Origin of the sequence: Methylobacterium sp. B4 (assembly GCF_003201865.1) — a bacterium.
Taxonomy (GTDB): Bacteria; Pseudomonadota; Alphaproteobacteria; order Rhizobiales; family Beijerinckiaceae; genus Methylobacterium.
Genome location: NZ_QJJJ01000001.1, coordinates 315,604 through 338,468 on the forward strand (window position 1 = coordinate 315,604; position 22,865 = coordinate 338,468).

At 71.1% G+C, this 22,865-nt stretch carries 24 protein-coding genes; 10 read left to right on the forward strand and 14 right to left on the reverse strand.

Annotated elements, in window-relative coordinates:
* Positions 1-36: 36 nt before the first annotated feature.
* Positions 37-1,165, reverse strand: a protein-coding gene (gene prfB, locus BY998_RS01570; RefSeq protein WP_110349857.1) for a peptide chain release factor 2 whose coding sequence is annotated in 2 segments (ribosomal slippage) — positions 37-1,095 and positions 1,097-1,165 — 1,128 coding nt in all. Because the reading frame shifts where the segments join, the coding sequence is not laid out codon by codon here.
* On the opposite strand from prfB, the gene BY998_RS01575 reads away from it, so the two are divergent.
* Positions 1,128-1,736 (forward strand): DUF2809 domain-containing protein, encoded by a 609-nt coding sequence (locus BY998_RS01575; RefSeq protein ID WP_245421438.1) that lies wholly within the window; start codon positions 1,128-1,130, stop codon positions 1,734-1,736. The genes prfB and BY998_RS01575 overlap by 38 nt on opposite strands.
* Before the next feature lie 146 nt (positions 1,737-1,882).
* Here BY998_RS01575 and BY998_RS01580 read toward each other — a convergent pair whose 3' ends face one another.
* The 4 genes from BY998_RS01580 to BY998_RS01595 all read right to left on the reverse strand — a co-directional run bounded on the left by BY998_RS01580 (position 1,883) and on the right by BY998_RS01595 (position 6,196).
* A complete protein-coding gene (locus BY998_RS01580) occupies positions 1,883-3,586 on the reverse strand; it encodes a lysine--tRNA ligase (RefSeq protein ID WP_110349858.1) in 1,704 nt (567 codons plus the stop codon).
* Between the two features lie 237 nt (positions 3,587-3,823).
* The gene (locus tag BY998_RS01585; protein ID WP_110349859.1) at positions 3,824-4,753 is read right to left on the reverse strand and encodes an AEC family transporter; all 930 of its coding nucleotides are present in this window, start codon (positions 4,751-4,753) and stop codon (positions 3,824-3,826) included.
* A gap of 108 nt (positions 4,754-4,861) precedes the next feature.
* Positions 4,862-5,167 carry a 50S ribosomal protein L28 gene (gene rpmB / locus BY998_RS01590; RefSeq protein ID WP_110349860.1) on the reverse strand — a complete coding sequence of 102 codons (306 nt, stop codon included), beginning with the start codon at positions 5,165-5,167 and terminating at the stop codon, positions 4,862-4,864.
* Positions 5,168-5,365: 198 nt separating this feature from the next.
* Positions 5,366-6,196 carry a tetratricopeptide repeat protein gene (locus tag BY998_RS01595; protein ID WP_110349861.1) on the reverse strand — a complete coding sequence of 277 codons (831 nt, stop codon included), beginning with the start codon at positions 6,194-6,196 and terminating at the stop codon, positions 5,366-5,368.
* A gap of 87 nt (positions 6,197-6,283) precedes the next feature.
* Between BY998_RS01595 and BY998_RS01600 the strand changes: the two genes are divergently transcribed.
* On the forward strand, positions 6,284-7,693 hold the full coding sequence (locus BY998_RS01600; protein WP_110349862.1) for a leucyl aminopeptidase family protein: 1,410 nt from the start codon (positions 6,284-6,286) through the stop codon (positions 7,691-7,693).
* A gap of 19 nt (positions 7,694-7,712) precedes the next feature.
* Here the strand turns inward: BY998_RS01600 and BY998_RS01605 are convergent, their stop codons facing one another.
* Both BY998_RS01605 and BY998_RS24975 read right to left on the reverse strand, forming a co-directional pair.
* Positions 7,713-7,958, reverse strand: a complete 246-nt coding sequence (locus tag BY998_RS01605) for a hypothetical protein (protein ID WP_110349863.1) — start codon at positions 7,956-7,958, stop codon at positions 7,713-7,715.
* A 109-nt stretch (positions 7,959-8,067) separates the two neighbouring features.
* The gene (locus BY998_RS24975; protein WP_110349864.1) at positions 8,068-8,862 is read right to left on the reverse strand and encodes a cold shock domain-containing protein; all 795 of its coding nucleotides are present in this window, start codon (positions 8,860-8,862) and stop codon (positions 8,068-8,070) included.
* Between the two features lie 375 nt (positions 8,863-9,237).
* Here BY998_RS24975 and BY998_RS01615 point away from each other — a divergent pair, with 375 nt between their 5' ends.
* Entirely contained in the window at positions 9,238-9,714 is a 477-nt protein-coding gene (locus tag BY998_RS01615) for a response regulator (RefSeq protein ID WP_110349865.1), read from the forward strand.
* 5 nt (positions 9,715-9,719) lie between these two features.
* Here BY998_RS01615 and BY998_RS01620 read toward each other — a convergent pair whose 3' ends face one another.
* Positions 9,720-10,661 (reverse strand): metallophosphoesterase, encoded by a 942-nt coding sequence (locus BY998_RS01620; RefSeq protein ID WP_110349866.1) that lies wholly within the window; start codon positions 10,659-10,661, stop codon positions 9,720-9,722.
* 209 nt (positions 10,662-10,870) lie between these two features.
* On the opposite strand from BY998_RS01620, the gene BY998_RS01625 reads away from it, so the two are divergent.
* Genes BY998_RS01625 through lpxK form a run of 3 tightly spaced genes read left to right on the forward strand, consistent with a single transcriptional unit; the run spans position 10,871 to position 13,930 of the window.
* Positions 10,871-11,638, forward strand: a complete 768-nt coding sequence (locus BY998_RS01625) for a lysophospholipid acyltransferase family protein (RefSeq protein WP_110349867.1) — start codon at positions 10,871-10,873, stop codon at positions 11,636-11,638.
* Positions 11,635-12,939 carry a 3-deoxy-D-manno-octulosonic acid transferase gene (locus BY998_RS01630; RefSeq protein ID WP_110349868.1) on the forward strand — a complete coding sequence of 435 codons (1,305 nt, stop codon included), beginning with the start codon at positions 11,635-11,637 and terminating at the stop codon, positions 12,937-12,939. Before BY998_RS01625 ends, BY998_RS01630 begins: the two co-directional genes overlap by 4 nt.
* Before the next feature lie 7 nt (positions 12,940-12,946).
* Entirely contained in the window at positions 12,947-13,930 is a 984-nt protein-coding gene (lpxK, locus tag BY998_RS01635) for a tetraacyldisaccharide 4'-kinase (protein ID WP_110349869.1), read from the forward strand.
* A 9-nt stretch (positions 13,931-13,939) separates the two neighbouring features.
* Here lpxK and BY998_RS01640 read toward each other — a convergent pair whose 3' ends face one another.
* Together BY998_RS01640 and BY998_RS01645 are read right to left on the reverse strand one after the other, a co-directional pair.
* On the reverse strand, positions 13,940-14,362 hold the full coding sequence (locus BY998_RS01640) for a hypothetical protein (protein ID WP_110349870.1): 423 nt from the start codon (positions 14,360-14,362) through the stop codon (positions 13,940-13,942).
* Entirely contained in the window at positions 14,359-14,583 is a 225-nt protein-coding gene (locus BY998_RS01645; protein ID WP_110349871.1) for a DUF2093 domain-containing protein, read from the reverse strand. Before BY998_RS01645 ends, BY998_RS01640 begins: the two co-directional genes overlap by 4 nt.
* A gap of 162 nt (positions 14,584-14,745) precedes the next feature.
* On the opposite strand from BY998_RS01645, the gene BY998_RS01650 reads away from it, so the two are divergent.
* The 4 genes from BY998_RS01650 to deoA are packed head-to-tail and all read left to right on the forward strand — an operon-like array spanning position 14,746 to position 18,034.
* Positions 14,746-15,159, forward strand: a complete 414-nt coding sequence (locus BY998_RS01650; protein WP_110349872.1) for a cytidine deaminase — start codon at positions 14,746-14,748, stop codon at positions 15,157-15,159.
* The gene (locus tag BY998_RS01655) at positions 15,149-15,961 is read left to right on the forward strand and encodes a purine-nucleoside phosphorylase (protein WP_110349873.1); all 813 of its coding nucleotides are present in this window, start codon (positions 15,149-15,151) and stop codon (positions 15,959-15,961) included. Before BY998_RS01650 ends, BY998_RS01655 begins: the two co-directional genes overlap by 11 nt.
* A gap of 10 nt (positions 15,962-15,971) precedes the next feature.
* Positions 15,972-16,727 (forward strand): deoxyribose-phosphate aldolase, encoded by a 756-nt coding sequence (deoC, locus tag BY998_RS01660; RefSeq protein WP_110349874.1) that lies wholly within the window; start codon positions 15,972-15,974, stop codon positions 16,725-16,727.
* Positions 16,724-18,034 carry a thymidine phosphorylase gene (gene deoA, locus BY998_RS01665; protein WP_110349875.1) on the forward strand — a complete coding sequence of 437 codons (1,311 nt, stop codon included), beginning with the start codon at positions 16,724-16,726 and terminating at the stop codon, positions 18,032-18,034. The genes deoC and deoA overlap by 4 nt, the downstream gene beginning before the upstream one ends.
* 49 nt (positions 18,035-18,083) lie before the next feature.
* Here deoA and BY998_RS01670 read toward each other — a convergent pair whose 3' ends face one another.
* The 4 genes from BY998_RS01670 to dnaK form a co-directional block, all read right to left on the reverse strand.
* The gene (locus tag BY998_RS01670; RefSeq protein WP_110349876.1) at positions 18,084-18,410 is read right to left on the reverse strand and encodes a hypothetical protein; all 327 of its coding nucleotides are present in this window, start codon (positions 18,408-18,410) and stop codon (positions 18,084-18,086) included.
* 121 nt (positions 18,411-18,531) lie between these two features.
* Positions 18,532-19,191, reverse strand: coding sequence for a methyltransferase domain-containing protein (locus tag BY998_RS01675; RefSeq protein WP_110349877.1), 660 nt, complete (start codon positions 19,189-19,191; stop codon positions 18,532-18,534).
* A gap of 194 nt (positions 19,192-19,385) precedes the next feature.
* Positions 19,386-20,543 carry a molecular chaperone DnaJ gene (gene dnaJ / locus BY998_RS01680; RefSeq protein ID WP_110349878.1) on the reverse strand — a complete coding sequence of 386 codons (1,158 nt, stop codon included), beginning with the start codon at positions 20,541-20,543 and terminating at the stop codon, positions 19,386-19,388.
* Positions 20,544-20,787: 244 nt separating this feature from the next.
* Positions 20,788-22,707, reverse strand: a complete 1,920-nt coding sequence (dnaK, locus tag BY998_RS01685) for a molecular chaperone DnaK (RefSeq protein ID WP_110349879.1) — start codon at positions 22,705-22,707, stop codon at positions 20,788-20,790.
* Positions 22,708-22,865: the final 158 nt, after the last annotated feature.

A 22,865-nucleotide genomic window follows, 5' to 3' on the forward strand; every position in this document is an offset into this window, starting at 1 on the left:
CCCTCGCCCCGGAGCGCCGGGGAGAGGGTGTCTCGCTCAGTCGATGTCGGCCACTTCCTCGCTGCCGCCATAGACCCGCTGCGCCAGCGAGGCTTCCATGAACGGGTCGAGGTCGCCGTCCAGAACCTCGTCCGGATCGGTGGACTGGGTGCCCGTGCGCAGATCCTTTACGAGCTGGTACGGCTGAAGCACGTAGCTTCGGATCTGGTGGCCCCAGCCGATCTCGGTCTTCGAGGCGGCCTCGGCGTTGGCCTTCTCCTCGCGCTTCTTCAGCTCGGCCTCGTAGAGGCGGGCGCGCAGCATGTTCCAGGCGGTGGCCCGGTTCTTGTGCTGCGAGCGCTCCTGCTGGCACGCCACAACGATGCCGGTCGGGTTGTGCGTGATGCGCACCGCCGAATCGGTCGTGTTGACGTGCTGGCCGCCCGCGCCCGATGACCGGTAGGTGTCGATGCGGCAGTCCGATTCCTTGATCTCGATCTCGATCCGGTCGTCGACGACCGGATAGACCCATACGCTCGCGAAGCTGGTGTGCCGTCGGGCGTTGGAATCGTAGGGCGAAATCCGCACCAGCCGGTGCACGCCGGATTCGGTCTTGAGCCAGCCATAGGCGTTGTGGCCCTTGATCAGGAGCGTGGCGCCCTTGATCCCGGCCTCTTCGCCGTCGGTCATCTCGACGATCTCGACCTTGAACTTCCGGCGCTCGGCCCAGCGGGCATACATGCGCTGGAGCATGTTGGCCCAGTCCTGGCTCTCGGTGCCGCCCGCGCCCGCATGGACTTCGAGATAGGTGTCGAAGCCGTCGGCCTCGCCCGAGAGCAGGGTCTCGACCTGCCGGCTCGCGGCCTCCTTCTCGACCGCCTTGATCGCGGCCTCGCCCTCGTTGATGGAGGCTTGGTCACCCTCCATCTCGCCGAGTTCGATCAGCGTCGCGCCATCCTCGAGCTCGCGTTCGAGCTTCTTGATCGCGGTGACGGCCTCGTCGAGCTCCTGGCGCTCGCGCATGACCTTCTGTGCGGCCTCTGGATCGTTCCAGAGGTCGGGATTCTCGGAAGCCGCATTCAGCTCCGCGAGACGTTTATCGACGGTGTCCCAGTCAAAGATGCCTCCTCAGCAGCCCTATAGACTGCTTGGCGGCATCCGAGGCCTGTTCGATCTCGGCGCGCATCTGGTGTGAAACTCGTATGTCGGTGTGGCCCGGGGTGATACCGGGCGCCTCCCGCCCTGTAAACCGCCGCACCACGATGCTCAGCCTCCGATCCCGCCGTCTCCGCCTCTTCGCCGCGGTCCTCGCCGTGATCGCGGCGGGCCTCGGCGTGCGCTATCTGCCGCTCGGCATGCCGAAAGAGGTCGTGAAGTATGCGGGCTCCGTCCTGTGGGGCGCGATGGTCTACGGACTCGTCGCGTTCGTACGGCCCGCCGCCCCGGTCGCGCGGCTAGCGGCGATCGCTCTGATCGTCGCCGTGTTGGTCGAGCTGTTCCGCCTCGTCCACACGCCGGGGCTCGATGCCTTCCGCTTGACGCTGGCGGGGCAATTGTTGCTCGGCCGCGTCTTCTCACCGTGGAACGTCGCGGCCTACGCCGCCGGTATCGGGCTGGCGGCGGCGCTTGATCGGAGCACACGGCGACTCCACGGGCGGCGGAACGTTGCCGATGCGCTGGCGATGCCGGGCGTCGCGGAGATCGATTTCGAGCCGCCTCGCGCGAAGATCGCTCGCCGTCCGGCTGATTTTTCGTGATGTGAGGTGGCCGGCGACGAGCCGACCGGCGTGGTTCAGCCTCCCGACAGGGCCCGCACCACCGCCCGGTTCGGCGCGATCAGGGCGGCGAGAACGCCGAGGATGCCAGCCAACGCCCGCATCCTCCGCATCGGCCCCGCCCCTGCTCAGGCTGCCGCGGCCTTGCGGCTCGCCAGGAAGGCCTCGTGCTCGGCCACCAGCGCGCCGCTCAGTGCCTTCTCGATCAGCGCCCGGGTGCCCGCCACGCCGTAGAGCGCGATGAACGAGCCGAAGCGCGGTCCCTGCGCCTCGCCGAACAGCACGTTGTAGATCGAGGCGAACCACGTCTTGGAGACGCCGGGCCGTCCGTCAGGGCTCTTGGCCTTGCCCGACAGGTCGGGGAAGTGGCGCCGTCCGACCTCGTAGACGATGGCCTGCAACGCTTCCGGATCGGTCGATCTCTCGTGCTCCTCGAGCGTCCCCGCGAGGTCGCGCAGAGCGGCGGCCTCCTCTTCGGTGGGGGCACGGTACTGCTTCTGCGGCCGCACGAAGTCCCGGTAATAGGCGAGCGCGCGCGTCACGAGACCGGCGAGCCGCGGATGCGTCTCGGGTCCGACATTCGGGGCATAGCGGCGAATGAAGCCCCACAGCACCGCCTCGTCCTCGGCATTGGCCACTGCCACGAGGTTCAGGAGCATGCCGAAGGAGAGCGTGGTGCCGGCCTCATCGATGGTCTCGATGGCCGGCGGGGCGCCTGCGTGCAGGTGCCAGACCGGATTGCCGAGCCGATGCTTGGCCTCCTGGCCGGCGAAACGGCCCAAGAAGTTGTCGTACTCGTCGACGTGGCGCGGAATCACGTCGAAGAACAGGCGCTTGGCCTCGCGGGGCTTGTTGTACATGAACAAAGCCAGCGATTCCGGGGTGGCGTAGGTCAGCCACTCGTCGATGGTCAGGCCGTTGCCCTTCGACTTCGAGATCTTCTGGCCCTTCTCGTCGAGGAAGAGTTCGTAGTTGAACCCCTCCGGCGGCTCGGCCCCGAGGGCGCGGGCGATCTGGCCCGAGAGCTTGACCGAATCGATCAGGTCCTTGCCGGCCATCTCGTAATCGACGCCCAGCGCGACCCAGCGCATCGCCCAGTCGGGCTTCCACTGCAGCTTGACGTGGCCGCCGGTCACCGGCGTCTCGTAGGACTCGTTCGTCGCCGGATCGCGCCAGACGATGGTGCCGGCGGCGGGCCGAACCTCGTCGATCGCCACCTGCATCACGTGGCCGGTGACGGGGTGGATCGGCAGGAAGGGCGAGTAGCTCGCCGAGCGCTCGGCCCGCAGCGAGGGCAGCATGATCGCCATCACCGCCTCGTAGCGCTCCAGCACGAGGCGCAGCGTGTCGTCGAAGAGGCCGGCCTTGTAGCACTCGGTGGCCGAGCGGAACTCGTAGTCGAAGCCGAAGGCGTCGAGGAAGCGGCGCAGCTCGGCGTTGTTGTGCGCGCCGAAGCTCTCATGCGTGCCGAACGGGTCGGGCACCCGGGTCAGCGGGAGGTTCAGGGCCTCGGCCAGCCGCTCGCGGTTCGGCACGTTGTCAGGGACTTTGCGCAGGCCGTCCATGTCATCGGAGAAGGCGATCAGCCGGGTCGGCACCGCGTCCTTGGTCAGCACCCGGAAGGCGTGGCGCACCATGGAGGTGCGGGCGACCTCGCCGAAGGTGCCGATATGCGGCAGGCCCGAGGGGCCGTAGCCGGTCTCGAACAGCACCTCGCTCTTGGGCTTCCTCTCCAGCCGCGCCACGAGCTTGCGCGCCTCCTCGAACGGCCAGGCGGCGGCGGAGGCGGCGGCCTCCAGAATGTCGGGGTCGAGACGAAGGGGCGCGGACATCGGAAGGGAGCTTTTCGGGGTTTGGACAAGCGTCACACCGGCCATCCGGGCCGGGGCGCGAGAGCGGGCAACCTATGGAGCGAGGGAGCCGGGGTCAACGCAGCCCTTCCGCCCGACGACGCGAGATCCTGCTTGAGAACGCGTCTCCCATCCACCGGCCTCAGCCTGCGAGGCCTGCGCTGCGCTCCGGCACCTCGGGATGCGGGCGGGAGCCGGGTCGAGGAGCCTTCTCGATAACTATCCCCGCCCGAGCAGCATCAGCCAGCCGATGGTGGTCGCGGTCGCGGCGAGCGTCGAGACCAGCACGGCGGCGGCCACGAGCCCCTGCTCGCTCTTGTATCGCACCGCCAGCAAGTACGAGTTGATGCCCACCGGCATTGCCGCGAACAGCACGGCCACGCCCGCATAGGCCGGCGGCATGGTGAAGACGTGGAAGGCCAGCCCGTAGACCGCCAGCGGATGCAGCCCGAGCTTCAGGGCCGCGACGACGCTGGCGCCGGGAAGGTCGTGCAGCACCTTGTAGCGGGTCAGTCCGGCCCCGAGCGCGATCAGGGCGCAGGTCGAGGCGGTGCCGGCCAAGGCATCGACCAGGGCCTTCGGAATGCCCGAGAAGGAGAGGCCCGCGGCCTTCATCGCCATGCCGACGACGAGTGCCAGGAAGATCGGGTTCTTGCCCAGGGCGAGGCCCAGCGCCTTCAGCCGCTGGCTGTAGGAACGCCCGCCCTCCGATTCGATCAGGAGAGTCGCCGCGCCCATCATCAAGGGCAGGTGCACGGCAAGCAGCATGAAGAGCGGGAAGGCCCCCGCCTCGCCGTAGGCCTGGAGGATCATCGGCACGCCGACGAAGACCGTGTTGGACTGGCTCGCGGCAAAGCCGTGCAGCACCGCGCCGCGCCGGTCGACGCCCTCGGTGCGGCGTCCGATCAGCGATCCGACCGTCCAGGCGAGAGCCGCCCCGCCGAAATAGCTCGCCCAGTAGCCCCAGGCGATTTCGCCGGAGAGCCCCGGCCGCGTCAGCGTCGAGACGATGAGGGCCGGCACCGCGAGCGAGAAGACGTATTCGGACAGCCCGTCGCCGACCCGCTCCGAGATGATCTTGGTGAGCGAGGCCAGCCAGCCGACGAGGACGAGACCGAAGATCGGAAGGATGAGGGTGAGCGCCGTCATCGGCCGCGAGTGCCCCGTCGAACGGAAAAGGCCACCGGGCGCCTCAGCGCATCCGGTGGCCTCCCGATGATTCTGCGAAGAGGGCCGGTCCGTGCCGGCCCGGACGCGTTACGCGGCGGCGGGCGTCGCGGTCTCGGCGAGCTTCTTCTCGATGTCGCGCTTGAGCAGGCGGGCCGTCTGCGACAGCTCGATCTCGCGCGCCTTGACGAGGAACGCGTCGAGGCCGCCGCGGTGCTCGACCGAGCGCAGCGCGTGGGCGGTGACCCGCAGGCGGACGCGGCGGTTGAGGGCATCCGACTGCAGCGTGACGTTGCAGAGGTTCGGCAGGAACCGGCACTTGGTCTTCCGGTTCGAGTGGCTCACGAGGTGACCGACCTGAACGGCCTTGCCCGTGAGTTCGCAGCGACGCGACATCGTTACAGTCCTGTCAACGTTAGGCCGGGTCTCGGCGCTGAAGCGTTTCGGCAATGCCACACGGCTCTCGCGCCGAGGGCGTCGAACCCTCGCGACAATCGATACCGGCGGAGTCCTATGGAAGTGGCGAGCCTATAGGGGAGATGGGCCGGATTCGTCAAGGTCGGAGGGCGAGAAGTTCGGGGGCGAGCCCGCGATCTACGGGACCACGCTCCGCGCGAGCTGCCGCCGGGGATTGGGGGCCGCGGCCTGAGCCGTCTTCGCTCCCGCATGGCGGGCCGCCATGGCGCGCAGGGACTGGACGTTGGCTGCCGCCTCCGCCGGGCCGAGATCCTGTGCCAGCACCCGTTCGGCTTCGTCGTAGCGGCCCTTCAGGCCGAGCACCAGAGCGAGGTTGCCGCGCACGCGGGCGTCGGCCCGGGGCTGCTCGGCGGCGAGGCGCAGCGTCGTCTCCGCCGCGTCGAGCTGGCGGGCGAGCGCGTAGGACAGGCCGAGATTCGACAGGATGCGCGGCTCGTTCGGGGCGATCTTGAGAGCCGCGTCGTAGAGGCTCTGCGCCCGGGCGTGATCGCCGGTCTGGTCGGCCACCATGCCCTGCGCCGAGAGCACGCGCCAGTCCGGCTGAGCCGGGCTGTGGGCGTTCTGAAGGACCTCGTTGGCCTCCCCGTAGCGGCCGGCCTCCGCGAGGCTCTTGCCGTAGGCGGCGAGCACCGCCCGGTCCTTCGGATTGCGCAGGGCGACCTGCTGGAGCACGGCCGCGGCCTGGGATTTCTGGTCGGTCGCCCGCAGGGCGTCGGCGTAGCGCATGGCGTTGCGCACGTCCTTCGGGTCGGAGGCGTAGCGCGCGGCCAGGGCGTCGATCTCCGCCCGGGGCGAGCGCTCGGAGCGCTTCGTGCCCAGCAGATCGAGGCCGCCGATCGAGCCCGTCGTCTCCGGCGAGCGGCTCTGGCAGCCGGCAAGGCCGAGGCCGATCACGGCCGCAGCGAGCAGGCGCGGGGCCGTGCCGCGGATGCCGGTCATCTCTGTCATCTCCCAAGGCGGAACGCCGGCGCTTGCGCCGCGCCGACCCCGGGGTGATAGAGCGTTAACCCTAATGGCCGGTTAAGCTTATTCTCCATGACCCAGACCGAGACCCGGGACGGACCCGCCCTCCTCATCGACGTCGCCGACGCGATCCCGATTCTCTGCGTGACGGCGCAGGATTGGGCGGGCGCCGAGGCGGCGCTGCCGCCGATCCAGCGAGCCTTCGCCGCCGCCACGGGCTTTGCCCCGAAGGCCGGGCGCGTCGCCCTGCTGCCCGGTGACGACGGGCGCCTCGCCCGCGTGCTGCTCGGTCTCGGCGAGGCCGAAGCGCCGGCCCGCGACCGCTTCCTGGCCGGCAAGCTGCCGGGGACGCTGCCGGCAGGCGATTATCGGTTCGAGACCGCTGACGGGTTCGATGCGGGCGAGGCGGCCCTGGCATGGCTGCTCGGAAGCTACCGGTTCGAACGCTACCGCAAGCCCGGCGAGCCGCGTCCGCGCCTCGTCGCCCCGGAGGGCGTCGACGCGGCGGCGCTGGGGCGGATCGCGGCGGCGGTCTGCGCCGGGCGGGATCTCGTCAACACCCCCGCCAACGACCTCGGCCCCGCCGAGATCGAGGCGGCTTTGCGTGCCCTCGGCGCCCGGTTCGGGGCTGTGGTCACCGTCACCGCGGGCGAGGCTCTGAAAGAGGAGTTTCCCCTCGTCCACGCGGTCGGCGCCGCCTCGCCGCGGGCGCCACGGCTGATCGACCTGACTTGGGGCGCGGAGGATGCGCCGCGGGTCACGCTGGTCGGCAAGGGCGTGGTGTTCGACACGGGCGGGCTGGACATCAAGCCCGCCTCCAACATGCTGCTGATGAAGAAGGATATGGGCGGCGCCGCCGCCGCGCTCGCGGCTGCCGAGATGATCATGGGCGCGGGCCTGCCGGTCCGGTTGCGGCTGATCGTGCCGAGCGTCGAGAACGCGATCGCCGGCGAGGCCTTCCGGCCGGGCGACGTGCTCCGCTCCCGCGCCGGCCTCACTGTCGAGATCGGCAACACCGATGCGGAGGGCCGCCTGATCCTCGCCGACGCCCTGGCGCTGGCCGATGCGGACGAGCCCGAACTGCTGATCGATTTCGCGACCCTCACCGGCGCCGCCCGCGTGGCCCTGGGGCCCGAACTGCCTGCCTTCTTCACCGAGGACGAAGGGCTGGCCGCCGCCGTCGCGCGGGCCGGGCTCAGCGTCAACGATCCGGTCTGGCGCCTTCCCCTGCACGCGCCCTATGCCAGCTTGCTCGATTCGAAGGTGGCCGACCTCAACAACGCGCCGGGCGGCCCCTTCGCCGGGGCGATCACCGCCGCCCTGTTCCTGCGCCGGTTCGTGCGCCGCACGCGAGCCCACGTGCATTTCGACCTGTTCGGCTGGAATCCCTCGACCAAGCCGGGTCGGCCGGAGGGCGGCGAGGTGCAGACCGCCCGCCTCGCCCACGCCCTGGTGGCCGAGCGCTACCCGCGAAAACAGTGACGGAGTCGGCGGGCGCTGCTCAGCGTCCCCGCGCAGAGCGTTCGGATTCCGGCAGGCGGCGCTCCTGCACCCGCGCCACGCTCGGTGGGAGTCCGTCTCCCGGCTGCGCCTCGCCCGGCAGGGACGGCACCGCCGAGACGGTGTCGCGGTCGCGCCCGGAGGCCCAGCCCGCATTCACCCCGGCATAGAAGCCGGTGAAGTCCTCCGCCGCGGCCGGCGCCGCGCAGAGGAGGAGCAGGCCGAGCGCGCTCGCCGTCCGCCGCATCGCATCACTCTCACGCTGTTCGCTCGGGAGGCGCCCGATATGCGCGCCATCCCGATAAACGAAAACGGCGGCCGTGAGGCCGCCGCTTCGTCAATCCGTTGCGCGTCGATCAGTAATCGACGCTGACGCTCTGCGCCTCGCGGCCCTTCTGGCCCTCGACGACGCCGAGGGTGACCTGCTGGCCCTCGGCCAGAGAGTCGAGGCCGGCGCGCGACAGGGCGGAACGGTGCACGAACACGTCCTTGCCGCCGTCGTTGACCGAGACGAAGCCGAAGCCCTTGGCCGGGTCGTACCACTTCACGGTGCCGGTCATCTCGACCGAGGGGCCGCTGGCGAAACGCCCGCCGCCGCCACCGCCGCCACCGCCGAAGCGGTCACGGCTGCCGCCGCCGAAGCGGTCGCCGCCGCCACCGCCGAAGCGATCGCCGCCGCCACCACCGAAGCGGTCACCACCGCCGCCGAAGCGCGGGGCCTCGCGCCGGGGCGGAGCCGCCTCGGCCGTCGAGGTGTCGACGCTGGTCACCGCGGTGACCTGCGGACCCTTCTGGCCCTGAGCGGTCTGGACCGTCAGGCGCGTGCCGGGAAGGAGATCGTCGTGGCCGGCGGCTTCGACCGCGCGGATGTGGAGGAAGGCGTCGCCGGAGCCGTCGCCGAGCTCCACGAAGCCGAAGCCCTTCTCCTTGTTGAACCACTTTACCGTGGCATCACGCTCCGGGCCTGTCGGCGCCGCGGCAGCGCGCGACGGACCGCGGTCGAAACCACCACCGCCGCCGTAACCGCCACCGAAGCGGTCCCCGCCGCCGTACCCGCCGCTGGAGGGGAGCTGATCGGGCCACTGCGGCTCGGCACCACCCTCATCGAAGCCGCGCTTCTGCGGCCCCCTGAAATCACGACCACGTCCCATTGAAAGCTCGCAAAAACCGTTCGCCCGCCAAGTCTCGAATACCGCGTGCGCGCTATCTCGAGACAGCCCACGCCCCGCACTATCATTCCCCCGGCTGCGGCCACCGGGAGTAACGCCATAGGTCTGACGCAATCCCGCCCATACCGCAAGGATCTTCTAACCGGTCCGTGCTTCAGGCTCCGCTTTTTCGGGGTCAACTGCTTACGCAGTCTCTTCCGCAAGGCGTCCATTGCCTCTTTGAGGTTGTGACGCGATGAAAACCGGCCGAGGTGATTCGGTGCCGTGGTCGTTCGTGGGTCTTAGGGAAACGCAAACCGGCGCGGCGCTAGGATGGTCCGGAGACGCTTCGGATCCCGCCGGGCGTGACCGCCGCCGATGATCGCAACCCCGACCTTTCCGGATCTCTCGGCCCTCGTCGTGGACGAGAGCCTCTATATCCGCCGCATCGTGCGCGACATGCTGATGCGCGTCGGCATCAAGCGCGTGCTGGAGGCGCCGGACGGCGCCGAGGCGCTCGGCGTGCTGGCCGAGAGCAAGCCCGACCTCACGATCATCGACTGGGATCTGGCGATCCTGTCGGGCGAGGAATTCATCCGGCTCGCCCGCACGCCGGCCACCTCGCCCTCGCCGACGGTGCCGATCATCCTGATGCTGGCCCAGCCGCGCCGCAACGTCGTCGACCGCGCGATCGCGCTCGGCGTCAACGAGATCATCGCCAAGCCGTTCTCGCCCAAGACCCTGTGGTCGCGGCTCGACGAGGTGATCAACCGGCCGCGGCCCTTCTCGCAGGTGAAGAGCCTGCTGCGCCCCCTGCCCCGCGCCAACGGGCTCTCCAAGATGGGCCTGATCTGACGCCCTCAGGCCCGGTGGCGGCGGTGGATGCGCCCGATCCGGTCGGCAGGCGGAGTCTCGATGTCGAAGCCCGACAGCGGCCCGATGCCGCCCGCCTCGTCGAGGCCGCGCTCCGTCACGGCGATGCGGTAGCCCGCTTCTCCCTGCGTGACCGTGTAGAGGTAGTAGGAGGCGCGGCGGTTGGTGAGCAGCGTGCGTGCCGAGGCCGAGGGCGCGCCCACCACCGGCACCGGCCGTCCCCCCGGCCCCAAAATCTGCGCCACGGTGCCGACGTGGTTGTGCCCGTGCAGGATCAGGTCTGCTCCCGCCCGGCCGATCATCGCCGAGAAATCGGCCGCATCCTTCAATTCCCGCCCCGAGGCCGCTCCGCCGAGGTGGGGCGGGTGGTGGATCATCACCACGCGGCAGGGGCGCTCCGGCGCCGCGGCGAGATCGCGCAGCAGCCGCTCGGCCCGCTCGATCTGGCTCGGTCCGAGGCGCCCGCTCGCGGCGAAGGGCTTTGTCGGGATCGCCGAGGACAATCCCACCAGGGCGAGCGGCCCGCGCCGCCGGAGATAGGGGAAGGCGCAGCTCTGGCCGTCATCGGCCTCCGTCCAGCCGCCGCAGGTGCCGAGCAGGCCCTCCAGCGAGCCGCGGACATAGGCATCGTGGTTGCCCGGCACGAAGCTGACCCGATCCGCGGGACCGAGCGCCTCCAGGAAGATCCGGGCGGTCTCCCACTCGTCGGGAAGGCCGAGATTGCACAGGTCGCCCGTGCAGGCGACGTGATCGACGCCCTGGCCGTGTAGGTCGGCCACGAGCGCGCCGAGCAGGTCCATGTCGTGGTGGCGGCCACGGCCGCGGCGCCAGTTCACGTAGCCGGTGGCCCGCTTGCTGAGGAGCTGGCGCAGGCGCGGTCGCGGCAGCGGTCCGACATGCGGATCGGTGAGATGGGCGAGGCGGAACATGTCGCCGCCTCGCATCGCGGGAACCCGCGCCCGCGTCAACACCACACCGGAGCCGAAGCGGACATGAACTTATAACTTATATTAAGCTTTCGCATTCCGTCCGTTGCCTCGGCGGACCTGTCGGGGCTAGACAGCCCCCGTCTGTCGGACCCCCCGGACCTCGCCGCCGGGAGCCGGCAATCCGCGAATGGGAAGAGCGCGCCGATCCCATGGGCCTCCTCAAGACCATCGGCCGCAAGCCGGCCGTGCAGCTTGCGCTCAGCCACATCGCCTCCGGCTATCTCCGGCTCGTGCGGCGCACCAACCGCTTCACACGGGAGCCGGCGGACGCCTATGCCCGGCTCGATGCCCACGGCCCGTTCATCGCGGCGATGTGGCACGGCCAGCACATCATGATTTCGTTCATGAGCCGTCCGCAGGACCGGGTCGCCACGATCATCTCGCGCTCGCCCGACGGCAACATCAACACCATGGCCCTTACTCGCCTGGGCGTCCGGGTGATGCGCGCCTCCGGCGCCCGGGGCCGTGCGGTGCGGGATGTGCGCGCCAAGGGCGGGGCGGAGGGCCTGCGGGCCATGGTCCGGGCGCTCAAGGGCGGCGAGACCGTCGCCTTCTCGGCGGACGTGCCCAAGGTTTCGCGAGTCTGCGATGCGGGCATCATCATGCTCGCCCGCTTCTCCGGCGCTCCCATCGTGCCGGTGGCCGTCGTGACGAGCCGACACATCCGCTTCAAGTCCTGGGACCGGGCCTGCCTCGGCCTGCCCTTCGGCCGCGGGGCGATGGTGTTCGGCGAGCCGACCTTCGTCCCCCGCGACATCGAGCCCGCCGAGGTCGAAGCCCTGCGGCAGCGGGTGCAGACGGAACTCAACCGCGTCCACGACCGCGCCTACACCCTCGTCGGCCGTCCCGACCGGGTCGGCGCCTGGCCCGCGACGCCGACCGAGTCCTTGAGCGACGCGCCGGGCCGCCCGGCATGAGGGTGGCGCCGCTTCCCGTCGCCCTGCGCGCCTATCGCTACGGGCTCTATCTCGGCGAGCCCGCGGTCGCCGGCCTGCTGGCCTGGCGCTCCCGCCGGGGCAAGGAAGATCCCGCCCGGCTCTCCGAGCGCCGGGGTCTGGCCGGCCGGGCGCGGCCGGTGGGTCACCTCGTCTGGATGCACGGGGCCAGTATCGGCGAGGCCCTTTCCCTGGTCGGACTGATCGAGGGCATGATCGCCCGCGGCTGCTCGGTGCTCGTCACCACCGGCACCCGCAGCGCCGCCGACCTTCTGAGCCGGCGCCTGCCGCCGGGCGCCGTGCACCAGTACATGCCGCTCGACGCGCCGCGCTGGATCGAGCGCTTCCTCGATCATTGGCAGCCCGACCTTGCCCTCGTGGCCGAATCCGAGATTTGGCCCAACACCATCGTCTCCCTGCACCGAAGGGGCGTCGCGCTGGTGCTCGTCAACGGCCGGATGTCGGAGCGCTCCTACAAGGCCTGGACGCGCTCGCCCGACACCGCCCGCGCGCTGCTGACCCGGATCGCGGTCTGCCTCGTTCAGACCCGGGAGGACGGCGAGCGCTTCGCCCGGCTCGGCGCCCCGCGCATCAGCGTGGTCGGCAACCTCAAATACGATTCGGCCGTGCCGCCCGCGGATGCGCAGCAGGTCGCCTATCTCGGCGACATGATCGGCGACCGGCCGGTCTGGGTGGCGGCGAGCACCCATCCGGGCGAGGACGAGATCGTCGCCCGCGTCCATGCCCGCCTCAAGCCGCGCCTTCCCCGCCTGCTGACGGTGATCGTGCCGCGCCATCCCCGCCGGGGCGACGAGGTGGCTCAGGCCGCCGTGGAGGCCGGCCTGCGCGTGGCCCGCCGCGCCAAGGTCGGGCGCCCGCTGCCGGGCATAGACCTCTACGTGGCCGACACGCTCGGCGAACTCGGCCTGTTCTACCGGCTCTGCCCGCTCGTCTTCCTCGGCGGCTCGCTGGTGCCGCACGGGGGCCAGAACCCGATCGAGCCGGTGCGCCTGGAGAGCGCGATTCTGCACGGGCCGCACGTCCACAATTTCACGGAGCCCTACGGCGCTCTCGACGCCGACGGCGGCGCGCGTGCGGTGGCGGACGAAGACTCCCTCCTCGCGGCCGTCGGCGAACTCGTCGCCGATCCGCACAGTCTCTCCGCCATGGCGCGGCGGGGCCACGCGGCGCTCCTGCCCTTCGAGGGGGCCGTGACGCGCACGCTGGCGGTGCTCGAACCCTACGTCGCGCAGATGAAGCTGGCCGCGCGGGAGCGCGCCTGAGCCCCCGATGCGCCCGCCCGGATTCTGGTCGCAGCCGCCGACCCATCCCCTCGCCCGGCTGCTGGCACCCGTGGGCCGCGTCTACGGCGGGCGCGTCGCCGGCCGCATGGACCGCCCCGGCGCCGCGCCGCCCTGTCCCGTCCTTTGCGTCGGCAACTTCACCCTCGGCGGCGCCGGCAAGACGCCGGTCGCTCTCGCCCTCGCCGGCCTGCTGCGCGATCTCGGGCACCGGCCCGCCTTCCTCAGCCGCGGCTATGGCGGCCGGCTCCCCGGGCCGCTCGCCGTCGATCCCGCGCGCCACGGCGCGGCGGAGGTCGGTGACGAGCCGCTGCTGCTCGCGGCGCGCGCGACCACGATCGTTTCCCGTGACCGCCCGGCCGGCGCTCGCCTCTGTGCGGCTTCCGGCGCCAGCGTGATCGTCATGGATGACGGGCTGCAGAACCCCAGCCTGACCAAGACCCTCGCGCTCGCCGTGGTCGATGCCGGGGCGGGCGTCGGCAACGGCCTGCCCTTCCCGGCCGGCCCTTTGCGGGCGCCGCTGGCCCGGCAATGGCCGCACGTGGCCGGCCTCGTCCTCGTCGGGGACGGCGCGCCCGGCGCGGCGGTCGCGGAGGCGGCGCGGGCGCGCGGCCTGCCGGTCCACCGCGCCCGCCTCGTGCCCGAGGCCGGCGGGGCCTGGGCCGGGCGCCGGGTCGTCGCCTTCGCCGGCATCGGCCGCCCGCAGAAGTTCTTCGAGACGCTGCGGGGGCTCGGCGCGCAGGTGGTGGCCGAGCGGTCCTTCCCCGATCATCACCCGTTCCGAGAATCGGAACTGGTGGATCTGGCGGCGCTGGCCCGGCGCGAGGGCGCCGGCCTCGTCACCACGGCCAAGGATGCGGTGCGCCTGCCGCCCGGGCGGAGTGCGGAGGTAGAGGTGCTGCGGGTGGTCCTCGCCTTCGCCGACGAAGCGGGCATCCGCGCTCAACTCGCGGCGACGTTCCCGCGGGCCTGACGCTCGGCGTTAACGACAGGGACCGGTCGTGCTCCGATACCAGCGGTAGACGGCTCGGCGGCCGTCGATGCCGGTGTCGCATTGTCGGTAGCCGTGCGAGGTCAGCACGGCGCGTCCTGCCAGCAGGTACGGAATGGGCAGTAGCAGCATCAGCGGGATGCAGGCCAGGGCAAGGCCCATGAGCTGGGTGTCGCCGCGCTGCGTCCCCTTGCGCCGCAACAGCATCGCCGCGAAGGCGGCGAGCCCGATGGCGGCGGCCAGGGCCGCCGGCGCGTGGCTCGACAGTTCGATCCGCTCGGTGCCGGCGTTCAGGCCGGTGATCAGAGCGGCGAGATCGCTGACGCCGATGAAGGCCAAGCCCGCGGCTCCGGCGAGCAGGCCGATCCCGACGAGGTCGGTCGAGGCGGGGCGGCGGACGCGGCGCGCCGTCAACGGCTCGCGCGGGTTTCCTTGAGCCGCTGCATCGCCGCTTCGGGAGAGGCGTAGGCCTCCTGGCGATCCACGTCCCAATAGCGCAGGGCGTCCAGGGCGATAGGCTCGCCGGTCACCGCACAGCGCACGTAGGTGCCGGGCTTGACCACCCGCATGGTGCCGTCGCCGAACTCGACCTTGGCCTCGCCGCCGGTCGATCCCCGATCGTAGCGTCCGAGCATTGCCGTGGCCTCCCGCTGCCGTCCAATCCGTTCCGATCTGCCTTAGAAGCCGCGCGCGGCGCTGTCGACTGCCGGCGCGTCCCGTCCGGTCCCGCCCCTCGACAGGCAGGGGCACCTCGGGCCAAACCGGACCATGCCCAGTCCGCTGCCCCGAGCGCGCCCGTGACCGAACCCGATCTCGATGCCCTGTTCGCGGCAGCCCTCGCCGTGCGCGCCAGCGCCCACGCGCCCTATTCCGGCTTCGCCGTCGGTGCGGCCCTGTGCGACGAGGCGGGGCGGATCCATGCCGGCTGCAACGTGGAGAACGCCGCCTATCCCGTCGGCACCTGTGCCGAGGCGGGCGCCGTCTCCGCGATGATCGCGGGCGGGAGCCGCCGCATCCGGGCGATCCTCGTCCTGGCCGACAGCCCCGATCCGGTCACGCCCTGCGGGGCCTGCCGCCAGCGGATCCGCGAGTTCGGTGCGCCCGACACGCCGATCCTCGCCGCCGGACCCGGCGGCCTTCGCGCCCGCTACACGCTGGAGGCGTTGCTGCCGGCCTCCTTCGGACCGGAGCATCTCGCCCATGGTCGCTGACGACGCTGCGCTCGCCCAGCTGCGGGCCGAGGGCTTCGCCGGGCCTCACGCCTGCGCCCTCGTCACCGGGACCGGCCTGGGTGCCCTGGTGGAAGCGGTCGAGGAACGTCGCAGCCTCGCCTACGGGGAGATTCCCGGTTTTCCCGCCCCGGGCGTCAGCGGGCATGGCGGCCGCCTGCATCGCGGGCGGCTCGCGGGGCGGTCGGTCCTCGTCTTCGAGGGGCGGGCTCACGCCTACGAGCGGGGCGACGCGGCGGCGATGCGCGGGCCGCTCGCCGCCGCGCGGGCGATGGGTGCCGGCCGGCTCCTGCTCACCAACGCGTCCGGCTCGCTGCGTCCCTCCGTCGGTCCGGGCAGCCTCGTGATGCTGAGCGATCACATCAACCTGTCGGGGCTCAACCCGCTGATCGGCGAGGCGAGCGAGGCGCGCTTCGTGCCGTTGACGGACGCCTACGATCCCGCCCTGCGCCGCGCTCTGCGGGCGGCGGCGCAGGAGGCCGGCCTGCCCCTGGCCGAGGGCGTCTACGCCTGGTTCTCCGGGCCGAGCTTCGAGACGCCTGCCGAGGTCCGCATGGCCGGCATCCTCGGCGCCGATCTCGTCGGCATGTCGACCGTGCCCGAGACCATCCTCGCCCGCTTTCTCGGCTTTTCCGTCGCCGCCATCTCGGTGGTGACGAACCTCGCGGCGGGGATCGAGGGCGGCGATCCCCACCATGCCGAGACCAAGGCGGTCGCGGCCCGCGCGGGCACCGACCTCGCCCGACTCGCCGCCGCTTTCGTCGCCCGCCTGCCGGAACCTTGAAGGATCGCGGATGTCCGCACCCTCCGCCCTCCCCCCGCGCGAGGCCGCCCGCGTCGCCCGGCGCGCCTTGAAGCTGCTCGACCTGACGGATCTGGGCGAGAGCGCCACCGAGGCCGGCGCGCTGGCCCTCTGCGAGACCGCACGCGGGAGCGGCGTCGCCGCCGTGTGCGTCTGGCCGCGTTTCGTCCCGGCCTCGGTGCGTGCCCTCGAGGGCAGCGGCGTGCGCGTCGCCACCGTCGTCAACTTCCCATCGGGCGAGGAGGACGCGGCGCAGGTCATCCGCGAAACGCGCGACACCCTGCGCGCGGGCGCCGACGAGATCGATCTCGTCCTGCCCTACCGCGCCCTGCTGCGGGGCGATGCGGACGGAGCCCGGGCGATGGTCTCGGCTGTACGCGAGGCCTGCGGCGGCCGGCTTCTCAAGGTGATCCTGGAGACCGGCATGCTCGGGGAGGCGGATCCCATCGCCCGGGCGAGCCGGCTCGCGCTGGAGGCCGGCGCCGATTTCCTCAAGACCTCCACGGGCAAGACACCCGTTTCCGCCACGCTGCCCGCCGCGGAGATCATGCTCGACGCGATCCGCGCGGGCGGCCGTCCGGCGGGCCTCAAGGTCTCGGGGGGCCTGCGCCGGGTCGAGGACGCCGCCGCCTATCTGGCGCTCGCCGACCGGATCATGGGGCCGGACTGGGCGAGTCCGACAACCTTCCGCATCGGTGCGAGCGCGCTCCATGCCGAACTCGTGCGGGCCCTGGAGGCGGAGGCATGAGGCTCCCCCAGGAGATCATCCGCGACAAGCGCGACGGACGCGCGCTCTCGGAGACCGACATCGCCGGCTTCATCCAAGGGCTGGTGCAGGAACGCGTGACCGAGGGACAGGCGGCGGCCTTTGCCATGGCGGTGTTCTTTCGCGGGCTCAGCCTCGACGAGCGCGTGGCGCTCACACGGGCCATGACCGGTTCCGGCACGGTGCTGGCCTGGGACCTGCCCGGCCCCGTGCTCGACAAGCACTCCACCGGCGGGATCGGCGACACCGTGAGCCTGCCGCTGGCGGCGATGGTGGCGGCCTGCGGCGGCTACGTGCCGATGATCTCCGGGCGCGGGCTCGGCCATACCGGCGGCACACTCGACAAGCTCGCCAGCATCCCCGGCTACGACGTGGCGCCGGGCCTCGACCGTTTCCGCGCGGTGGTCGCCGAGGTCGGCTGCGCCATCATCGGCCAGACCGCCGAACTGGCGCCGGCCGACCGCCGCCTCTACGCGATCCGCGACGTCACCGGGACCGTGGAATCCCTCGATCTCATCACCGCCTCGATCCTCTCCAAGAAGCTCGCGGCGGGGCTGCAGGGTCTCGTCATGGACGTGAAGGTCGGTTCGGGCGCGTTCATGGCGAGCCGCGGGGAGGCGCGGGCGCTGGCCGAGAGCATCGTCACGGTGGCCAACGCGGCCGGCCTGCGCACCCGCGCCCTCGTCACCGACATGGACGCGCCGCTCGCCTCCGCCGCCGGCAACGCGGTCGAGGTGGCCTACGCGCTCGATTACCTCACCGGCCGCACCCGCGAGCCGCACTTCCACGCGGTCACGCTGGCGCTGGCCGCCGAGATGCTGACCATCGGCGGCCTCGCCGCGGATGTCGGGCAAGCGGAGGAGCGGCTGACGGAAGCGCTCGATTCGGGCCGGGCCTGCGAAGTCTTTTCGCGGATGGCGGCGGCTCTGGGCGGCCCCACCGACCTCGCCGACGCACCGGTCAGGTACCTGCCGCGGGCGGCGGTGGTGCGCCCGGTGACGGCCGGAAAGGCGGGTATCGTGGAGCGCGTCGATACACGCGCCGTCGGCCTCGCGGTGATCGGGCTCGGCGGCGGCCGCACCCGGCCGCAGGACGCGATCGATCCGAGCGTCGGCTTCACCGGTCTCGCGCGGCCGGGCGACCGGCTCGCGGCGGGCGATCCGCTCGCCCTCGTCCACGCGGCGGACGAGGCCGCGGCCGGGCGGGCCGAAGCGGCTCTGCGGGCGGCCTACCGGATCGGCACGACCTCACCGGCCGCCCGCGAGGCCGTGATGGAGCGGCTCGGCTGAACGGAAAAGGCCGGCCGTGGCGACAGCCCCGGCCGGCCTTCCGCCCCGCTTACCAGCGATGGCGGTGACCCCAATGACCGCGGTGGTGATGGCGGTGGCCCCAGCCGTGGTGATGGTGGCCCCAGTGGCGGCGGTGATGGCCCCAATGCCCGTGACGATGGTGGCGATGGCCCCAATGGCGGGGATGGTGGCGGTGGCCGAAATGATGGTGCTGCCACTGCACCGTCTCGACGGTCGCCTCCGAGGCGAGCGCTGCGGCGGGGGCCGGCGCGAGCGGCGCGGCGTTGGCGGCATCGGCACCGAACAGGCCGGCGGCCATCAGCGCGAGGCCGGCGAGCGCGGCGCGGGCGCGCCCTGTCATGGATGGCTGGGACATGTGGTGTGACCTCCAATCATCGGCCGTCGGGACCGGCCTTGGAGGTGACGCTAGGCGGCGCCGGGTGAATGGGGACTGAGCGCGATTCGTACAATCGGAAACATGCCGGCGCTATCGGCGCTCAGAGAGCGGCGGCGCCCTGCGGCTCGGGCCGCCGGTAGACCCAGACGCGGGCCGGCGGCAGGTTGAGCCAGACCCGGTTGGAGCGGCTGGCGGTGTAGCTGCCGGCCTCGCACTTGGCCGGGATCGGCGGCACCACCGCGTAGGTGAACTGCACGAAGGGGGCACCCGGACGCATCAGGTCGTGGGCACCCTGAAGCAGCTCGAGCCGCTGTTCCAGGGGTTTGGTGAACAGCGGCAGGCTCGAGATCGTCGCGGCGCTGAGGCTGCCGAGCCGGTCGCCCAGCGTGTCGCGGATGCGGTAGGCATCGCCGCAGATCACGGTGACGCCGGGGAAGCGGCGGCGCAGCAGCGTGCAGAAATCCGGGTTGAACTCGACGAGGACGAGCCGGTCCTGATCGAAGCCGCGGCGGATCAGGGCCTCGGTCACCGGGCCGGTGCCCGGTCCCAGCTCGATCACGGGACCCGCGACGTTCGGGTCGGCATAGGCCGCCATGGTCCGCGCGAGCATCCGGCCCGAGGGTGTGACGGCGCCGGTGACGAGCGGGCGCTCGAACCAGGAGCGCAGAAAGCGCGCCTCGTCCTCCAGAGGATCCTTCCGCTCGCGGATGACGCGTGTCGCGGCGACGGCTCGGGCGCTGGTACGGCGAAGCGGCGGCACGTCCGATGGTCCTCGGGTCATCATGGAGGGGACAGGCTAGACGACGAAAACCCGCATTCAGTCAAGCTGCGCCGCGCGCGTCCGTAACGAACGGCACGCGGCGCGCCGAACCGAGCCGCGGGGAGAACCGGCGTCCCGCGGTTTTGATCCCGCAGCGCGCCGCCCACATGCCGATTGCCGCCGTTGCGTGCCGTTCACGTCCGCGTCGCGCCGCTGACGAAGAAGTCGCGCACCTTGGAGAAGAACCCGGCACTCTCGGGGTGGTTCTCGTCGGAGGCCGACTGGTCGAACTCCTGCAGGAGCTCGCGCTGGCGCTTGGTCAGGTTCTGCGGCGTCTCCACCGAAACCTGGATGTAGAGGTCGCCGACCTCCCGCGAGCGCAGCACCGGCATGCCCTTGCCCTTGATGCGGAATTGCTTGGCGGTCTGGGTTCCGGCCGGGATGCGCACCTGGGTCTGCGAGCCGTCGATCACCGGAACGGTGATCTCGCCCGAGAGCGCCGCCGTCACCATCGAGATCGGCACGCGGCAGAACAGGTCCGCCCCGTCGCGCTGGAAGAAGGGGTGCGGCTTGATCGAGAGGAAGACGTAGAGGTCGCCCGCCGGGCCGCCGCGCAGGCCGCTCTCACCCTCGCCCGCGAGCCGGATGCGCAGGCCGTCGTCGACGCCCGCCGGCACGTTGATCGAGAGCGTGCGCTCGCGGTTGACCCGTCCCGCGCCGGAGCAGGCCGCGCAGGGGTCGTCCACCACCTCGCCGCGGCCATGGCAGCTCGGGCAGGTCCGCTCGATCGCGAAGAAGCCCTGCGCCGCCCGCACCCGGCCGTAGCCGCCGCAGGTCGAGCAGGTGCGCGGCTTCGAGCCGGCCTTGGCGCCGGTGCCGGAACAGACCTCGCAGGCGATGGAGGTCGGGATGCGGATCGTCTCGGTCTTGCCGGAAAAAGCTTCTTCGAGGCTGATCTCGAGGTTGTAGCGCAGGTCCGAGCCGCGCTCGCGGCCCGGGGCGCCGCCGCGCCCGCGCCCGCCGGAGCCGCCGGGCGCAGCCCGTCCGTCCCCGAAGAAGTTCTCAAAGATGTCCGACATGAAGTCGCCGAACTCGTTGCCGAATCCGGGTCCGCCCGCGCCGCCCTGGCTGAAGGCGGCGTGGCCGAAGCGGTCGTAGGCCGCGCGCTTCTGGCCGTCGGAGAGGCACTGATAAGCCTCGTTGACTTCCTTGAACTTGATCTCGGCTTCCTTGTCGCCGGGATTGCGGTCCGGATGATGGACCATGGCGAGCTTGCGGAAGGCGACCTTCAGCTCGCTTTCCGACACGGTCTTCGAGACGCCCAAGACCTCGTAATAGTCCCGCTTCGACATTCCCGGCCTCTGGAGCCTCTCGTTCGCGTCGGCTGCCGGCCCGATCGTCGGTGCCGGTCTCTCGGCCGCGCCGCGATCCGCCTCCCGACTCGAACGGGACGGGCCGGATCGACCACCGCATCCATCGGACGCCCGACAAGGTTGATCCCCGAGCCTTGCCCGAGGATCAAGCCGTCCGCATCGTCCCTTGAACGAAATATGCCGGGAGCGGCGCTGGCGCACCGCTCCCGGCTCTCACGACGACTTACGCGCGCTTCTTGCGCTCGTTCTCGTCCACTTCCTGGAAGTCGGCGTCGATGACGTCGTCCTTCTTCTCGCCCGAGGCCGCGGCACCCTCGGCGCCCGGCGCGCCCTCGGTCTGCGAGGCGGCGTACATCGCCTCGCCGAGCTTCATCGAGGCCTGCATCAAGTCGTTGGTCTTGGCCTTGATGCCCTCGGCGTCGTCGCCCTCCAGCGCCGTGCGCAGCGCGGTGATGGCGGACTCGATGGCACCCTTGTCGGCGGCCGAAACCTTGTCGCCGTACTCCGCGACCGACTTCTCGGTGGCATGGATCAGGCTCTCGCCCTGGTTCTTCACCTCGACCAGTTCGCGGCGCTTCTTGTCCGCCTCGGCATTGGCCTCGGCGTCCTTGACCATCTTCTCAATGTCGGCGTCGGACAGACCGCCCGAGGCCTGGATGCGGATCTGGTGCTCCTTGTTCGTCGCCTTGTCCTTGGCCGTGACGTTCACGATGCCGTTGGCGTCGATGTCGAAGGTCACCTCGATCTGCGGCATGCCGCGGGGTGCCGGCGGGATGCCGACGAGGTCGAACTGGCCCAGCAGCTTGTTGTCCGCCGCCATCTCGCGCTCACCCTGGAAGACCCGGATGGTGACCGCGTTCTGGTTGTCCTCGGCTGTCGAGAAGACCTGAGACTTCTTGGTCGGGATCGTGGTGTTGCGGTCGATGAGACGGGTGAACACGCCGCCCAGCGTCTCGATGCCGAGCGAGAGCGGGGTCACGTCGAGCAGCAGCACGTCCTTGACGTCGCCCTGGAGCACGCCCGCCTGGACCGCGGCGCCGATGGCGACGACCTCGTCCGGGTTGACGCCCTTGTGGGGCTCCTTGCCGAAGAAGGCCTTCACGACCTCCTGCACCTTGGGCATGCGGGTCTGGCCGCCGACGAGCACGACCTCATCGATCTCGGCAGGCGAGACGCCGGCATCCTTGAGCGCCTTGCGGCAGGGCTCGATCGTGCGCTGAACGAGGTCGTCGACCAGCGACTCGAACTTCGCCCGGCTAAGCTTCAGCGCGAGGTGCTTCGGGCCGGAGGCGTCGGCGGTGATGTAGGGCAGGTTGATTTCGGTCTGGGTCGCCGAGGACAGCTCGATCTTCGCCTTCTCGGCGGCCTCCTTGAGGCGCTGGAGGGCGAGCTTGTCCTTGGTCAGGTCGATGCCCTGCTCCTTCTTAAACTCGGCCGTGAGGTACTCGACCACGCGGTTGTCGAAGTCCTCGCCGCCGAGGAAGGTGTCGCCGTTGGTCGACTTCACCTCGAACACGCCGTCGCCGATCTCGAGGATCGACACGTCGAAGGTGCCGCCGCCGAGGTCGTAGACCGCGATGGTGCCGGCCTTCTTCTTGTCGAGGCCGTAGGCGAGCGCGGCCGCCGTCGGCTCGTTGATGATGCGCAGCACTTCGAGGCCGGCGATCTTGCCGGCATCCTTGGTGGCCTGACGCTGGGCGTCGTTGAAGTAGGCGGGCACCGTGATGACGGCCTGCGTCACCGGCTGGCCGAGATGCGACTCGGCGGTCTCCTTCATCTTCTGAAGGGTGAAGGCGGAGATCTGCGAGGGCGAGTAGCGTTTGCCGTCGGCCTCGACCCAGGCGTCGCCGTTGTCGCCCTTGGCGATCTTGTAGGGCACGAGGCCCTTGTCCTTCTGCGTCAGCGGATCGTCGTAGGTCCGGCCGATCAGACGCTTGATCGCGAAGAAGGTGCGTTCCGGATTGGTCACGGCCTGTCGCTTGGCGGGCTGGCCGACGAGGCGCTCCCCGTCGTCGGTGAAGGCGACGATGGACGGGGTGGTGCGGGCGCCTTCCGCATTCTCGATGACCCGCGGCTGCGTGCCTTCCATGACGGCCACGCAGGAATTGGTGGTGCCGAGGTCGATACCGATCACTTTACCCATGGTGGGATCCCTCTGTTGGATTTTTCAAGCAGACCGCCGAGCCCCGAAGCAGCTCGACCCATGGCGGTTGAAACGTCTGGTTTGAGAACGGGATGGTCCGAAGCGCCTGACCCTCGCGGGATGCGCTCCCAAGGCCTCGTCCCGTGTCCCGCCGCATA